Source organism: Ruegeria sp. BHSB172 (assembly GCF_059613165.1).
Genome location: NZ_JBXWRZ010000060.1, coordinates 1 through 13369, shown reverse-complemented (window position 1 = coordinate 13369; position 13369 = coordinate 1). Strand labels below are relative to the sequence as shown.

At 61.7% G+C, this 13369-nt stretch carries 14 protein-coding genes and 1 pseudogene; 8 read left to right on the top strand and 7 right to left on the bottom strand.

Features of this window, described 5'->3' with window-relative positions; genetic code table 11:
* From AC2FM3_RS16750 to AC2FM3_RS16730, 5 genes and pseudogenes are all read right to left on the bottom strand, one after another.
* Window positions 1–159, bottom strand: a pseudogene (locus tag AC2FM3_RS16750) (branched-chain amino acid ABC transporter permease); the annotation flags it as partial.
* A gap of 208 nt (window positions 160–367) precedes the next feature.
* Window positions 368–679, bottom strand: coding sequence for a hypothetical protein (locus AC2FM3_RS16745; protein ID WP_496684083.1), 312 nt, complete (start codon window positions 677–679; stop codon window positions 368–370).
* 706 nt (window positions 680–1385) lie between these two features.
* On the bottom strand, window positions 1386–2216 hold the full coding sequence (locus AC2FM3_RS16740; protein WP_496684081.1) for an ABC transporter ATP-binding protein: 831 nt from the start codon (window positions 2214–2216) through the stop codon (window positions 1386–1388).
* Window positions 2213–3001, bottom strand: a complete 789-nt coding sequence (locus tag AC2FM3_RS16735; protein ID WP_005983120.1) for an ABC transporter ATP-binding protein — start codon at window positions 2999–3001, stop codon at window positions 2213–2215. The genes AC2FM3_RS16740 and AC2FM3_RS16735 overlap by 4 nt, the downstream gene beginning before the upstream one ends.
* Window positions 3002–3130: 129 nt before the next feature.
* Window positions 3131–4312, bottom strand: a complete 1182-nt coding sequence (locus tag AC2FM3_RS16730) for an ABC transporter substrate-binding protein (RefSeq protein WP_496684080.1) — start codon at window positions 4310–4312, stop codon at window positions 3131–3133.
* 166 nt (window positions 4313–4478) lie between these two features.
* Between AC2FM3_RS16730 and AC2FM3_RS16725 the strand changes: the two genes are divergently transcribed.
* Together AC2FM3_RS16725 and AC2FM3_RS16720 are read left to right on the top strand one after the other, a co-directional pair.
* The gene (locus AC2FM3_RS16725; RefSeq protein ID WP_496684078.1) at window positions 4479–5576 is read left to right on the top strand and encodes a PQQ-dependent sugar dehydrogenase; all 1098 of its coding nucleotides are present in this window, start codon (window positions 4479–4481) and stop codon (window positions 5574–5576) included.
* Between the two features lie 61 nt (window positions 5577–5637).
* Window positions 5638–5934: a hypothetical protein gene (locus AC2FM3_RS16720; protein WP_496684076.1), complete on the top strand. Its 297-nt coding sequence runs from the start codon at window positions 5638–5640 to the stop codon at window positions 5932–5934.
* A gap of 91 nt (window positions 5935–6025) precedes the next feature.
* On the opposite strand, the gene AC2FM3_RS16715 is transcribed toward AC2FM3_RS16720, so the two are convergent.
* The gene (locus tag AC2FM3_RS16715) at window positions 6026–7030 is read right to left on the bottom strand and encodes a GlxA family transcriptional regulator (protein ID WP_496684074.1); all 1005 of its coding nucleotides are present in this window, start codon (window positions 7028–7030) and stop codon (window positions 6026–6028) included.
* Between the two features lie 169 nt (window positions 7031–7199).
* Between AC2FM3_RS16715 and AC2FM3_RS16710 the strand changes: the two genes are divergently transcribed.
* On the top strand, window positions 7200–8570 hold the full coding sequence (locus AC2FM3_RS16710; RefSeq protein ID WP_496684071.1) for a class II 3-deoxy-7-phosphoheptulonate synthase: 1371 nt from the start codon (window positions 7200–7202) through the stop codon (window positions 8568–8570).
* Window positions 8571–8636: 66 nt separating this feature from the next.
* Here AC2FM3_RS16710 and AC2FM3_RS16705 read toward each other — a convergent pair whose 3' ends face one another.
* Window positions 8637–9308: a PAS domain-containing protein gene (locus AC2FM3_RS16705; RefSeq protein WP_496684070.1), complete on the bottom strand. Its 672-nt coding sequence runs from the start codon at window positions 9306–9308 to the stop codon at window positions 8637–8639.
* Window positions 9309–9540: 232 nt separating this feature from the next.
* Here AC2FM3_RS16705 and AC2FM3_RS16700 point away from each other — a divergent pair, with 232 nt between their 5' ends.
* The 5 genes from AC2FM3_RS16700 to AC2FM3_RS16680 all read left to right on the top strand — a co-directional run.
* Window positions 9541–10431: a YicC/YloC family endoribonuclease gene (locus AC2FM3_RS16700; protein WP_496684068.1), complete on the top strand. Its 891-nt coding sequence runs from the start codon at window positions 9541–9543 to the stop codon at window positions 10429–10431.
* Window positions 10432–10447: 16 nt separating this feature from the next.
* A complete protein-coding gene (gmk, locus tag AC2FM3_RS16695) occupies window positions 10448–11089 on the top strand; it encodes a guanylate kinase (RefSeq protein WP_496684066.1) in 642 nt (213 codons plus the stop codon).
* Window positions 11086–11619: a gamma carbonic anhydrase family protein gene (locus AC2FM3_RS16690; protein ID WP_496684063.1), complete on the top strand. Its 534-nt coding sequence runs from the start codon at window positions 11086–11088 to the stop codon at window positions 11617–11619. The genes gmk and AC2FM3_RS16690 overlap by 4 nt, the downstream gene beginning before the upstream one ends.
* A gap of 16 nt (window positions 11620–11635) precedes the next feature.
* The gene (locus AC2FM3_RS16685; RefSeq protein ID WP_496684060.1) at window positions 11636–12682 is read left to right on the top strand and encodes a sensor histidine kinase; all 1047 of its coding nucleotides are present in this window, start codon (window positions 11636–11638) and stop codon (window positions 12680–12682) included.
* Window positions 12683–12822: 140 nt separating this feature from the next.
* Window positions 12823–13369 (top strand): phosphate ABC transporter ATP-binding protein (locus AC2FM3_RS16680; RefSeq protein ID WP_496684058.1); only part of this gene is annotated, 547 nt, incomplete at its 3' end.

The following is a 13369-nucleotide window of genomic DNA, read 5'->3' as shown; positions in this document are numbered from 1 at the left end:
GCCAAAGGCCATCGTGTCGCCATGGGCGAAATTGGAAAACCGCAGGATGCCATAGATCAGGGTGACCCCCAGCGCCCCAAGCGCCAACTGGCTGCCATAGGCAACCGCGGGCACGATCACAAAGTTCGCAAGCGCGACAAACGCGTTCAGTAGATCCATTATTTTCTTCTCACTGTCCGGGTGCGGCTTTATGGCATGACGCCGGCGAAATACACAACAATTTGGAACAGGATTTTTTCAGTTTTGTGCAGGTTTTCATGCGGTTTGATAGACTTCGAACACACCAGAATAGGCACTTCGGCTCCCCCCAAAGAAAAAGACCGCGCCGGAGGGGGCGGCGCGGTCGCTCTGCCTGCTGAGGGGGGACTCAAGCGTTTGTTTCCGCGCAGGACCCGTGACCGTGTTCCGCATGAGGGCCCTTGACGCTCAGTTCATAGCTCATGTCCTCGAAATGGACCACGACAGTCATGACGTCCTGATCTTCGATATGGACGAAGGTCATGCTTCCGAGTCCTTTGAAGACCATCGCTTCGCCGGCAATGACCTTTGTCTGTATGCTTCCCTTGTCGCCTATGGGATCGCGGTTCAGGCGCACTTCGCTCCCGTCGCGATCGGAAATGCAGACAAGGTGGCGTTCTTCCGCGGCAGCCATGCTTGCCGCAAATGTGATGGTCGCCAAGGCGAATATTGATTTCATGTTTTTCTTTCGGGCTGGTTGTGGTGGAGTCAGGAGCCGAGCAAGGCGCATTGCCCGTGATCTTTCCTCATCGCAGGGCGATGTTCGGAAACACCGAACGTCATGCCGGGCTTGTTGAGGATCATCGAGACGGCCCACTCGTCATTTGCGATCGGATAGGTCGTGTTGTGAAGGTCGTCTGGAAACTGGTCATTGTGGATATCCCGTCAATTTCAATGGAACTTTCATCGGGGTCCAGAGTGTGCCTGAACGTTTATTCCGCGCCACCCGCTATGAACTTGCAGGTGAAGCTTTCATCATGCGCAAGAAGCGCGGTCGGAAAACAAGCGGGCGGGCCGAAAACTCGTAACGTTTTCACGGTTGGCATCCTTGGGGAAAACTCGGTTTAGCGGACTCACCCGGTCTGTTTCCGGGCGAATGCAGTGGGATGGATAATTGCCGACTGTGGCGTCAATCGAGCAATCGCAACGCATTTCAATTCAGATGCTCGTTTTGCATTCTCGGGCGCGGCGTCAGGAAAAAATAAGGGAATCAGTTGGATGGCGCAGTACACTGTGTTGCAGGCGCAGTAAGGTCAAGTTTGCTGACCCGTTTTGGTCATCATTTCTTCAGATTGCAGTTCCACAAAAAAAGGGCCGGGCTCAACCAGCCTCGGCCCATTGATATCAGCCCAGACGAGTCCGGTCGATCAGCCACCCAAAAACGATTTGCGCACCTCGGGGTCGGCCAACAGCTCTTTGCCGGTTCCGGTATAGGCGTTACGCCCCTGGACCAGCACATAGCCCTTGTCGGCAATCTCGAGTGCCTGGCGGGCGTTCTGTTCCACCATCAGGATCGGCAGGCCGGTGCGCGAAACTTCGATGATGCGGTCGAACAACTCGTCCATCACGATTGGCGAAACGCCCGCGGTGGGTTCATCCAGCATCAGCACCTTGGGCTTTGTCATCAGTGCCCGGCCCACGGCCACCTGTTGCCGCTGCCCACCCGACAGTTCACCGGCGGGTTGGTTGCGCTTGTCCCGCAGGATCGGGAACAGCTCGAAAACCTGCTCCATCGTGTCCGAGAAGTCGTCGGTGCGGATGAAGGCCCCCATCTCGAGGTTCTCCTGAACCGTCATCGAGGTGAAGATGTTCGAGGTCTGCGGCACGAAGCCCATGCCCTTGACCACCCGGTCCTGCGGGCTGAGGTTGGTGATGTCCTCGCCATCCAAACGCACAGAGCCCGAGCGCACATCCAGCATCCCGAACACTGCCTTCATCGCGGTGGATTTGCCGGCGCCGTTGGGGCCGACGATTACGGCGATCTCGCCCTTGTCCACCGAGATGGTGCAATCGTGCAGGATGTCGGGGCCCTTGCCATAGCCGCCGGTCATGCTGTCGCCGATCAGGAACGGGCCGCCGCCCACATATTCGGTCTTGCCGCTGACGCGGTGCGCCGGGGTCATGGTGCCCATGCCGCGGGTATTGGTGATCGAGGCGTCCTTGTTGCCCTTGTCGTCCTGGTAGGGGTTGTCGCTCATGCCCCGGCCTCCAGCTTGTCCTTGTTCTTCAGGCCGGTGCCCAGATAGGCCTCGATGACGTGCTCGTTGGCCTTGATCTCGTCCAGCGTGCCCTGCGCCAGAACCTTGCCCTCGGCCATGCAGATCACCGGATCGCAGATCTTGCCGATGAAATCCATGTCATGCTCGATGACCACGAAGGTATAACCGCGCTCTTTGTTCAGACGCAGGATCGTATCGGCGATGGTCATCAGCAGGGTGCGGTTCACGCCAGCGCCGACCTCGTCCAAGAACACGATCTTGGCGTCCACCATCATCGTGCGGCCCAGCTCCAGCAGCTTTTTCTGGCCGCCCGAGACCTGGCCGGCCTTGTGATCGGCCAGATGTTCGATGGTCAGGAATTCCAGCACCTCGTCGGCCTTGGCACGCAGGGCGCGCTCTTCGTCGGCGATCCGCTTGCGGCCGAACCAGGTGTTCCACAGCGATTCCCCCGACTGGTTGCCCGGCACCATCATCAGGTTTTCCCGGCAGGTCATCGAAGAGAACTCGTGCGCGATTTGGAAGGTGCGCAGCAGGCCTTTGTGGAACAGTTCGTGCGGGGGCAGACCGGTGATATCCTCGCCATCCATCCAGACCTTGCCGCTGGTCGGTGGCAAAACACCCGCGATCACGTTGAAAAGAGTTGTTTTTCCAGCCCCGTTCGGGCCGATCAGGCCGGTAATCGAGCCTTTTTCGATTTCCAGCGACGCCCCGTCCACCGCATGGAAACCGCCGAAATGCTTGTGCACGTCCTCGACGACGATCATGTGTTCCCCTGTCCGCGGCTTTCGCGGCTCTTCCTGTTGCCCCATTCCCGAAAGGGTGGCGCCTTTTGTCATTGAAACAGCCCGGACACAAGGCCCGGGCTGTCTGATCTCATGTGGTCAACCGAACGATCAACGGAATTTGACGGTCACGTTCTTGCCGTCCTGAACCTCGATCTCGCGATACGAGCCGGCGCTTTCACCCGGTCCGATCAGCTCGACGCCCGAGGCGCCGACATAGTCGATTTCCTGACCGGCGGCCAACAGTTCCAGACCCTTGGCCAGTTCACCCGGATAGATCTTCTCGCCCGGAGCATTGGCAACTTCCATCACCTTGCCGGCATAGTCGGCCGGATTGGTCGAGCCCGCGGCCTGCATTGCCAGCATGAACAGCGCGGCGGCGTCATAGCTTTCGGGCGAGTAGGGCGACGAGCCGTCAAAACCAGCGGCTTCTGCCATGGCGAAATACTTCTCGGCGCCTTCACCGCCGGACCCGGCGATCTGACCGAACGAGCCGTTCAGGTCGGGGCCGACATTGGCAGGCAGCGAGTCACCGATCATGCCACCGGGCAGGCCAAACGTGTCGAACGCGCCGCTGTCCAGCGCCGACTGAATGATGCCAAGACCACCCTGGTCGAGATACCCGGCAACCACCAGGATGTCGCCACCGGCCGAGGCCAGCGCACCCACTTCAGCCGAGTAGTCGGCCTTGCCGTCTTCATGCGCGGCGACGATGGTCACTGCGCCACCCACCGCCTCGAACGACGACTGGATCGCGTCGGCCAGACCCTTGCCATAGTCGTTGTTGGTATAGGTCAGGGCAATCGAGTTGATGCCGCGCTCTTTCAGGATGTCGGCCATCACCTGACCTTCGCGTGCATCCGACGGGGCGGTGCGGAAGAACAGGCCGTTGTCCTCCATGGTCGACAGGCCCGGCGAGGTGGCCGAGGGCGAGATCATGACCATTCCGTTCGGAATGGCGACGTTTTGCAGCACGGCGCCGGTAACACCCGAGCAGTCGCCGCCGATGATGCCGGCAACGCCATCCGCAATCAGGCGTTCACCGTTCGAGGTGGCCAGACCATTGTCGATACAGCCGGTATCGGCGCGCATCGGGGTGACGGTGGATCCATCCAGCAGCTTGCCGGATTCGGACACTTCGGCGATAGCCAGTTCGGCGCCCGCGCCCATGGCCGGGGCCAGCGATTCAATCGGTCCGGTGAAGCCCAGCAGAATGCCCAGCTTGACGTCGTCGGCCATTGCGGCACCGGCCAGCAATGCGGTTGCTGCAGTTGCAGTAAGCAGCTTTTTCATAAGGTTACTCCCTGTTTGGAACGATGTCGTTCTGGCCCGACCCTAGGCAAGCTGTCGGAAAAAGAAAAGTCCTAACGAAAATGTGCTTTTGGTGGCGTTAACACTATTTGATTTGATGGGCTTGGCATGGGCCATCGCCCACCCAGACAGCATGTGAGGCTTCATCATGATCCGGATTTTCGCGATTCTCTGGCTGATGGCATCGACTGTGGCCGCGGCGGCGGATGGCTTGCGGACATCGCTCGGCCCGGTGAATGCAACTCGGATGCTGGGTGGGTTGGACACGCCCTGGGCCATCGGGCTACTGCCCGACGGCAGCTTTCTGGTGACGGAACGCGACGGAGACCTGCTGTTGGCCCGCAATGGTCAGGCACAGCGCGTGCGGGGCGTGCCGAAGGTTGCAGCGCGGGGGCAGGGCGGGTTGCTGGACGTGACCGTGGCCCGTGATTTCGCGAGCAGTCGCGAGATCTTTCTGACCTTTTCCAAACCGCAACCTGGCGGGGCCGGAACCGCGCTTGCCTTGGCACGCCTGTCCGAAGACGGCCGCCGCCTGACCAACCTGCGCGTGATCTTCGAGGCCGTTCCCGGCGGCTCGGGCGGGCGGCATTTCGGATCGCGCGTGGTCGAATCGCCAGACGGCACCTTGTTCGTGACACTGGGCGACCGTGGAGACCGGCCGAGCGCGCAGGACCTGACGACCCATATGGGGACGGTCGTGCGCGTCAATCGGGATGGCACGGTCCCGGCCGACAACCCCTTCGTCGGGCAGGCTAATGCCCGCCCCGAGATCTGGTCGTATGGCCATCGCAACCCGCAAGGCGCCGACATCGATGCGCGAGGCCGCTTGTGGGTTTCCGAACATGGTGCCAAGGGTGGAGACGAGGTGAATCTTGTCAAATCCGGCGCCAACTACGGCTGGCCGGTGATTTCCTACGGCACGCATTATTCAGGGAATAAGATCGGCGAGGGCACCAGCAAACCCGGCATGGAGCAGCCGCGCCTGTACTGGGATCCGTCCATCGCGCCTTCGGGGTTGTTGGTCTATTCGGGCGACATGTTTCCCGAATGGCGCGGTGATATTTTCGTGGGCTCGCTGAAATTCGACTATATCGCCCGGCTGACCGGAAACCCGCTGCGCGAGGTCGAGCAGATCAAAGGCCCCGAAACCGAACGGGTCCGCGACATCGTGCAGGCCCCAGACGGGGCGATCTGGTTCATCTCGGTCGGGCAGGGTGCCGTTTACAGGCTAGCCAGATCATCCTAGGGGTGTAGCGATACACTTCAAAGCGGATTGACATGGTCCGCCTTCTCGAAGCCAAAGTCTTTTGCCTGTCGCCCCTTCCCGTCGCGGCCGACAAGGTTTTTTTGCGACCTATGCCGATTATGAATCCTTCGTCGACACCAAGATGAAAAAACCGCGAATTCTCGAACGTTATCAGCCGATTTGGGGGGCTGACGCATACACGCCGCAGCAGATGCAAACCCTGCAAGGTCAGCTGCGTGACCTTGTTCCGTATTGCCTGACCAATGCAGATGTGGCCAAGCGTATAGAGCTCGCGAATGGTTTTTCGCAGGGAATGCAGATCTATTTGAAGGGTAAGAACAGCTATCTCTGCTATTAAGCCCTTCTGCATCAACGCAACGACGGCGTGACGGTTCTGCAGTTCAGTATCAACACGCCCGACGAGCTCATTCTGGACAAGTTCTAGGCGCTCAGACCGACAGCCGCCCGCTCTGCGTCCCACGCTCGCGATAGGGCGTGGTGTTGTAATGTGCGCGGTAGCATTTCGAGAAATGGCTGGGGCTGGCAAAACCGCAGGCCAGCGCCACGTTGATCACGCTCATGTCGGTCTGCATCAGCAGGTTGCGCGCCTTGTGCAGCCGCAACTCCATGTAATAGCGCTTGGGTGAACGGCTCAGATACCGCCGGAACAGCCGCTCGAGCTGGCGGGTGGACATGCCGACCTCCTTGGCCAGGATCGAGGGCGAGATCGGCTCCTCGATGTTCTTTTCCATCATCAAGATGACCTGGCTCAGCTTGGGGTGGCGTACGCCGATCCGGGTGGGTGTCGACAGGCGCTGGGTGTCCTGATCGGTGCGGATCGAGGAATAGATCATCTGGTCGGCCACCGCATTGGCCAGTTCTTCGCCGAAGTCATCGGCGATCAGTTTCAGCATCAAATCGATCGACGAGGTGCCGCCCGCCGTCGTCATCCGGTTGCCGTCCAGCACAAACACCGATTTGGTCAGTTCGACGTCTTCGAATTCCTCGGCGAAACTGTCGGCGTTTTCCCAGTGGATCGTGGCGCGTTTGCCGTCCAGCAACCCGGCCTTGGCCAGGGTATAGGCTGCGGTGCACAGCCCGCCGATCCGCAGCCCCTTACGGGCCTCGCGGCGCAGCCAGTTCAACACCTTCTTGGTCGTGGCGGCCTGCACATCGACCCCGCCGCAGACGATGATAACGTCATCGCGCTGCAACTCGTCCAGATCGCGATCCAGCTGGAACGTGGTTCCGGCCGAGCATTGCACCGTCTCGCCGCCTTCGCCGGCGAGGCTCCAGGCATAGATCTGCCGGTCCGCCATGCGGTTCGCGATGCGCAGACTGTCCAGCGCCGAAGCGAATGAGAGCAAGGAAAACTTGTCCAACAGAACAAAAACGAAATTGCGCGGCTTCGCCGCGTCCGTGTCCACGGTGACAACTTGGCGTTGTTCTTGCATGGCGAACTGTCCTTGATTCGGCGGGCCGAGGCACGGGGCCTGCGGCGAATTTGACCGCCACCATGCTCAAAGCTTGTTTCCGACGTCAAGAGGCGCAAATCGGTTATGGTCTCTGGTCCGTTGATTTTGTATAGAGACCACCTGAAATACATCAGCGGAGATCAAAGCTATGACCGAGTGGCAAAAATCGAACTGGCGCAGCAAGCCGCGGGTTCAGATGCCAGACTATACCGACAAGGCCGCCTTGGCCAAGGTCGAGGCCAAGCTTTCGCAGTATCCCCCGCTGGTCTTTGCAGGCGAGGCGCGGCGCCTCAAGCAACATTTGGGTGCCGCCGGTCGCGGCGAGGCCTTTTTGCTGCAGGGTGGGGATTGCGCCGAAAGTTTCGACCAGTTCAGCGCCGACGCGATCCGCGACACCTTCAAGGTGATGCTTCAGATGGCGATGGTGCTGACCTATGGCGCCAAAGTTCCGGTGATCAAGGTGGGCCGCATGGCCGGCCAGTTCGCCAAGCCCCGCAGCGCCCCGACCGAAGTCATCGACGGGGTCGAGCTGCCCAGCTATCGCGGCGACATCGTTAACGAGCTGGCCTTCACGCCCGAGGCGCGTGAGCCCAAGCCTGAGAAGATGTTGCAGGCCTATACCCAGGCCGCGGCCACGCTGAACCTGCTGCGCGCATTCTCGACCGGCGGCTTCGCCGACATGAGCCGCGTGCATTCCTGGACGCTGGGCTTCACCGACGAACAGGACGTGCAGAAATACTCCGAGATCGCCGACCGCATTCAGGACACGATCGACTTCATGGAAGCCGCCGGCATCACCGCCGACACCACCCATGAATTCTCGACCGTCGAATTCTACACCAGCCATGAAGGGCTGCTGCTGGAGTACGAAGAAGCGCTGACGCGACTGGACTCGACCTCGGGCAAGTGGCTGGCCGGCTCGGGCCACATGATCTGGATCGGTGACCGCACCCGTCAGCCCGACGGCGCGCATGTCGAGTTCTGCCGCGGCGTGCTGAACCCGATTGGTCTGAAATGTGGGCCGACCACAACCGCTGAGGACCTCAAGGTTCTGATGTCCAAGCTGAACCCGGACAACGAAGAAGGCCGTCTGACCCTGATCGCGCGCTTCGGCGCGGGCAAGGCGGGCGAGCATCTGCCGCGCCTGATCAAAGCCGTAAAGGAAGAGGGTGCCAAGGTGACCTGGGTCTGCGATCCGATGCACGGAAACACGATCAAGTCGGCCACCGGATACAAGACCCGGCCGTTCGAATCGGTCCTGCGCGAGGTGCGGGATTTCTTCGGCGTGCATCAGGCCGAGGGCACGATCCCCGGCGGCGTGCATTTCGAGATGACCGGTTTGGACGTGACCGAATGCACCGGCGGCGTCCGCGCCGTCAGCGAAGAGGACCTGTCGGACCGCTACCACACCGCCTGCGACCCGCGCCTGAACGCGTCGCAGTCGCTCGAGCTGGCGTTCTTGGTGGCCGAAGAGCTGACCAACCTGCGCCGCGAACGCAAGAATCGCGCAGCAGGCTGATCTCGGTTGATCCGAAACGGGAACGGCGGGCCTCGGCCCGCCGTTTTTCGTTCGCCCCAGCAGGGATCAATCGTCTCGGGAATAGACAAGCTTCAGATGGCCAGACGGGCCCTTGAACTCGGTCTGCTCCTCGGCAAACCCGGACTCGAGCCGGGGTTTTTCAGCCCGCCGCCGAACCGCGACCAGCGGCCGGACCTGGCTGGCTTCGATCGTAAAACGGCGGGGCGTGGCGCCGATTGCGCCATCACTGACCAGAACGCCAAGAATCCGGCTGACATCGCCCAGGTCGCTGCGCAGCGGCAGCAGGATCATCCGCGCCTCGAGCCGGACCCGACCCAGCTTGCCTTTCGAAACCAAGGCGAACTCTCCGATCGCGGGTTCGGAAAAAACCGTCTCCAACTCCTCGGTGATCCGGTCGCGCGACGAGGGCTCGAAAAACGCGGTCAGCGGCATGCCGCGCACTTCCATGCCGGCGATCTTGCTTAGATGGCTTCCGGCCAGCCGGAACCGGGCCAGCCCGGGGGCGATGCGTTCGAGGATGAACGTGTATTCGAGAATGTTTTCCAAACCGCGCGGATCGATCTGCGACCGCCGGGGAACCCCGTCGTCGCCCAGCAGCGCGGTCCAGTAAGATTCTGCCTGACGGATCGGCGACAGACTGCGCCCACTGCCAAAGCGGTCCATTGCGATGATCTTTCCAAGTTTCGGCCCGGAACCGTTCCCGAAGAAGGTTTTCATTTCATCACCTCGTGTCGAATGGCCGTCCTTTGGTCTGCTGCGGCGCTGCGGCCAACTGCAACCGACCTGTCCTTGTGACTGACAGATTGACACGGGTTTACTTAAAATTGGAGCAAATCTTTAACGAATGGTTAACTTGTCCGGATGAAGTCAGCCATCAGCAAACCCTTGCCCTGACCGGTGCGATGGCATTAGGTGCAGCAGCGCAGGGCGAAAGTCGGAAAGGGCAGGCATGATCAAATCCATGACGGGTTTTGCTTCGGGCAAGGGGGGCTGCGGGCCGCATGGCTGGAGCTGGGAACTGCGCAGCGTGAACGGCAAGGGGCTGGACATGCGGCTGCGGGTGCCCGAGTGGCTGACCGGGCTCGAAGCGGCGCTGCGGGCCGAGCTGTCGCGCATGATCAGCCGCGGCAACGTAACGCTGACCCTGCGCATCACGCGGCAGGAATCGGCCACCGACCTGAGCCTGAACGAACCGGCGATGCGCGCGGCGCTTTCGGCGATCGCGCGGGCTGAGGAACTGGCGGCGCAACAGGGCGTTTCCCTGGCTCCCACGCGGGCCGGCGACCTGTTGGCGCTGAAAGGGATGCTGGATACCAGCGCCGAAGACGATGACCCCGCGCCACTAGTCGAGGCGCTGAAGGCCGCGTTCGGAAAACTGCTGGCGGATTTCATCGAGATGCGCCGTACCGAAGGCGAGGCCCTTGCTGCGGTCCTGGCCGAACATCTGGACCGGATCGAGGCGCTGACCGCGAAAGCCGTCGATCTGGCCCAGGCCCGCGCCGACGCGATGGCCGTTGCGCTGCGTCAGAATCTGGCCCGAGTTCTGGACAACGCCGAGGGTGCCGACCCGGACCGCGTGGCCCAAGAACTTGCGCTGATCGCCGTGAAATCCGACATCACCGAAGAGCTCGATCGGCTGACCGCCCATGTCGCCGCGGCACGGGCGCTGCTGGCGCAGGACGGCCCGGTGGGCCGCAAGCTGGATTTTCTGGCGCAGGAGTTCAACCGCGAGGCCAACACTTTATGCTCCAAATCGCAGAACGCCGAGCTGACGGCGGTTGGCCTAGAGTTAAAGGCGGTGATAGACCAGTTGCGCGAACAGGTACAAAACGTTGAATAAACAAGGACAATCACAGATGGCGGATCGCCGGGGCCTTCTCATCATTCTGTCGTCGCCTTCGGGCGCGGGTAAATCGACGCTGGCCCATCGGCTGATGAACTGGGACCCCGATCTTCAGTTCTCGGTTTCAGCGACGACGCGCAAGCCCCGCCCGGGCGAGGTTCACGGGACGGACTACTACTTTCTGTCCGAGGACGCGTTTCGTCAGCAGGTTGCCAGCGGGCAGATGCTGGAACACGCGCATGTCTTCGGCAATTTCTACGGCTCGCCCGCCGACCCGGTTCGCGAAGCGATCCAAAGCGGCCGGGACGTGCTGTTCGACGTGGACTGGCAGGGCGAGGTGCAGATCCGCAACTCGGAACTGGGCAAGCACGCGCTGTCGATCTTCATCCTGCCGCCCTCGATCAAGGAACTGCGCCGCAGGCTTGAAACACGCGGGCAGGACGCGCCCGAGGTGATCGCCAAGCGCATGATGAAAAGCTGGGACGAGATCAGCCATTGGGGCTATTACGACTATGTGCTGATCAACGACGATCTGGATGCGACCGAGGACAAGCTGAAAACCATCGTCAGCGCCGAGCGGATGCGGCGGATCCAGCAACCCAAGCTGCAAGAGCACGTCCGCGCCTTGCAACAAGAATTCGAGAGCATGAAATGACGATCTATGCCCTGGGCGATTACGCCCCGCAAATCCACGAGGATACCTGGGTAGCCCCCGATGCCAACCTGATCGGCAAGGTGGTGCTGGAACAGGGCGCCTCGGTCTGGTTCGGCTGCACGATCCGCGCCGATCACGAGGAGATTCGCGTGGGGCAGGGCAGCAACGTGCAGGAAAACTGCGTGATGCATATCGATGCCGGGTTTCCGCTGACCATCGGCAAGAATTGTACGATCGGCCACAAGGTCATGCTGCACGGCTGCACGATTGGCGACAACAGCCTGATCGGGATGGGGGCGATCGTGCTGAACGGCTCTAAGATCGGGCGGAACTGCCTGATCGGGGCCGGCGCCCTGATCACCGAAGGCAAGGAAATCCCGGACAATTCACTGGTCATGGGTGCGCCCGGCAAAGTGGTGCGCGAACTGGACGAGGCGGCAGCGCAGCAGATCGAGCTCAGCGCGCTGCACTATCAGGACAACATGCGCAAATTCCGCGACGGCCTGAAACCCGTGCGTGCCGGAGACTAGACGCAAGGGGCCATTCATGTCCGACGCCAACCTTGCCGAATTCGTTTCGGCCGTGCCGATGCCAGCGCTTGTGATCGACCAGACCGAGCGGATTATCGCCGCGAACGCCGAAGCCAGAACCCTGTTGGGGCGCAATCTCGACAACCGGCACTTCGCCACAATCCTGCGCCAGCCGCCGGTCGTCGAAGCGATCGAGAAGAGCCTGCGCGCCAAGGGGTCGGCCAGCGCGCGGCACCTGGCCAATGACGGGGCGCAGGACACTACCTTTCAGGTCCACTGCCGTTACATTGATGGTGTCGGCGCTGTGTCGGCCGGTGCTGTTCTGGCCAGTTTCTTGGACGTGACCCATCTGGAACAGGCGCGGCAGATGCGCCGGGATTTCGTGGCCAATGTCAGCCATGAGCTGCGCACTCCGCTGACGGCCCTGATGGGGTTCATTGAAACCCTGCGCGGCCCGGCCCGCGACGACCCTGCCGCGCGGGACAGGTTCCTGCAGATCATGGCCGACGAGGCCAGCCGCATGAACCGGCTGGTCGGGGACTTGCTGTCGTTGAACCGGGTCGAAAGCGAAGAGAGGGTGCGCCCGACGGAAAGGCTGAACCTGACCGAAGTGCTGGAGTCCACCTTGGCCACTCTGCGCCCCCTGGCCGAGAGCGCGGGCGTGACGCTGGCTCTGACGACGCCCGAGGCGCCGGTGCACCTGCCCGGAGACGCCGACCAGTTGCGGCAGGTGTTCACGAATCTGGTCGAGAACGCGATCAAGTATGGCGGCAGCGGCGGCAGCATCGAACTGCGGGTTGCGGTTGCCGAGCGCGATCCAGCCGTGCGCGGCGCTGCGGTTCGGGTTCAGGTCATCGACAAGGGCCCGGGCATCGACCCGGTGCACCTGCCGCGCCTGACCGAGCGGTTCTATCGCGCCGACAGCCACCGGTCGCGGCAACTGGGCGGCACGGGCCTGGGCCTGGCCATCGTGAAACATATCGTCAACCGGCATCGGGGCCGGCTGCGGGTCGAGAGCGATCTGGGCAAGGGCGCGGTGTTTACGGTCATTCTGCCGCTGTGATCGATCCGATCCCCGCACAAGCGGCAAAGCTTGACCTTTGACCGCCCGGCATGCGATGGCCCAGTTGCGGGGGACGCCCTTTCGGCAATGTGCGTCTTTACCTGCGGCAACCGGATAAACTGGCGCGAGCGGAGCAGGAAGTGGGCGAAAAAACGATCAAGATCTCGGCGCGGGACGTCAATGTCCACTACGGCGACACGCATGCCATCAAGGACGTGAACGTCGAAATCGAGGACAAGACGGTCACGGCCTTCATCGGGCCGTCGGGCTGCGGCAAGTCGACGTTCCTTCGCTGCCTCAACCGGATGAACGACACGATCGACATCTGCCGGATTGAAGGTGATATCCGGCTGGATGGCGAAAACATCTATGACAAGAGCGTTGATCCGGTGCAGTTGCGGGCGCGGGTGGGGATGGTGTTCCAGAAGCCCAACCCGTTCCCCAAGTCGATCTATGACAACATCGCCTACGGCCCGCGCATCCACGGCCTGGCCAAGACCAAGGCCGAGCTGGACGAGATCGTGGAAAAATCCCTGCGCCGCGGCGCCATCTGGGACGAGGTCAAGGACCGCCTGGATGCGCCCGGCACCGGGCTGTCGGGCGGCCAGCAGCAGCGCCTGTGCATCGCCCGCGCCATCGCCACCTCGCCCGAGGTGCTGTTGATGGACGAGCCATGCTCGGCACTGG

What these genes read in the sequence shown, in the direction of transcription:
- AC2FM3_RS16715 (WP_496684074.1), bottom strand. Translation starts at nt 7,030, where the DNA reads ATGCAAGAACAACGCCAAGTTGTCACCGTGGACACGGACGCGGCGAAG.
- AC2FM3_RS16700 (WP_496684068.1), top strand. Translation starts at nt 9,541, where the DNA reads ATGATCAAATCCATGACGGGTTTTGCTTCGGGCAAGGGGGGCTGCGGG.
- AC2FM3_RS16710 (WP_496684071.1), top strand. Translation starts at nt 7,200, where the DNA reads ATGACCGAGTGGCAAAAATCGAACTGGCGCAGCAAGCCGCGGGTTCAG.
- AC2FM3_RS16735 (WP_005983120.1), bottom strand. Translation starts at nt 3,001, where the DNA reads ATGATCGTCGTCGAGGACGTGCACAAGCATTTCGGCGGTTTCCATGCG.
- AC2FM3_RS16705 (WP_496684070.1), bottom strand. Translation starts at nt 9,308, where the DNA reads ATGAAAACCTTCTTCGGGAACGGTTCCGGGCCGAAACTTGGAAAGATC.
- AC2FM3_RS16730 (WP_496684080.1), bottom strand. Translation starts at nt 4,312, where the DNA reads ATGAAAAAGCTGCTTACTGCAACTGCAGCAACCGCATTGCTGGCCGGT.
- AC2FM3_RS16685 (WP_496684060.1), top strand. Translation starts at nt 11,636, where the DNA reads ATGTCCGACGCCAACCTTGCCGAATTCGTTTCGGCCGTGCCGATGCCA.
- AC2FM3_RS16690 (WP_496684063.1), top strand. Translation starts at nt 11,086, where the DNA reads ATGACGATCTATGCCCTGGGCGATTACGCCCCGCAAATCCACGAGGAT.
- gmk (WP_496684066.1), top strand. Translation starts at nt 10,448, where the DNA reads ATGGCGGATCGCCGGGGCCTTCTCATCATTCTGTCGTCGCCTTCGGGC.
- AC2FM3_RS16740 (WP_496684081.1), bottom strand. Translation starts at nt 2,216, where the DNA reads ATGAGCGACAACCCCTACCAGGACGACAAGGGCAACAAGGACGCCTCG.
- AC2FM3_RS16725 (WP_496684078.1), top strand. Translation starts at nt 4,479, where the DNA reads ATGATCCGGATTTTCGCGATTCTCTGGCTGATGGCATCGACTGTGGCC.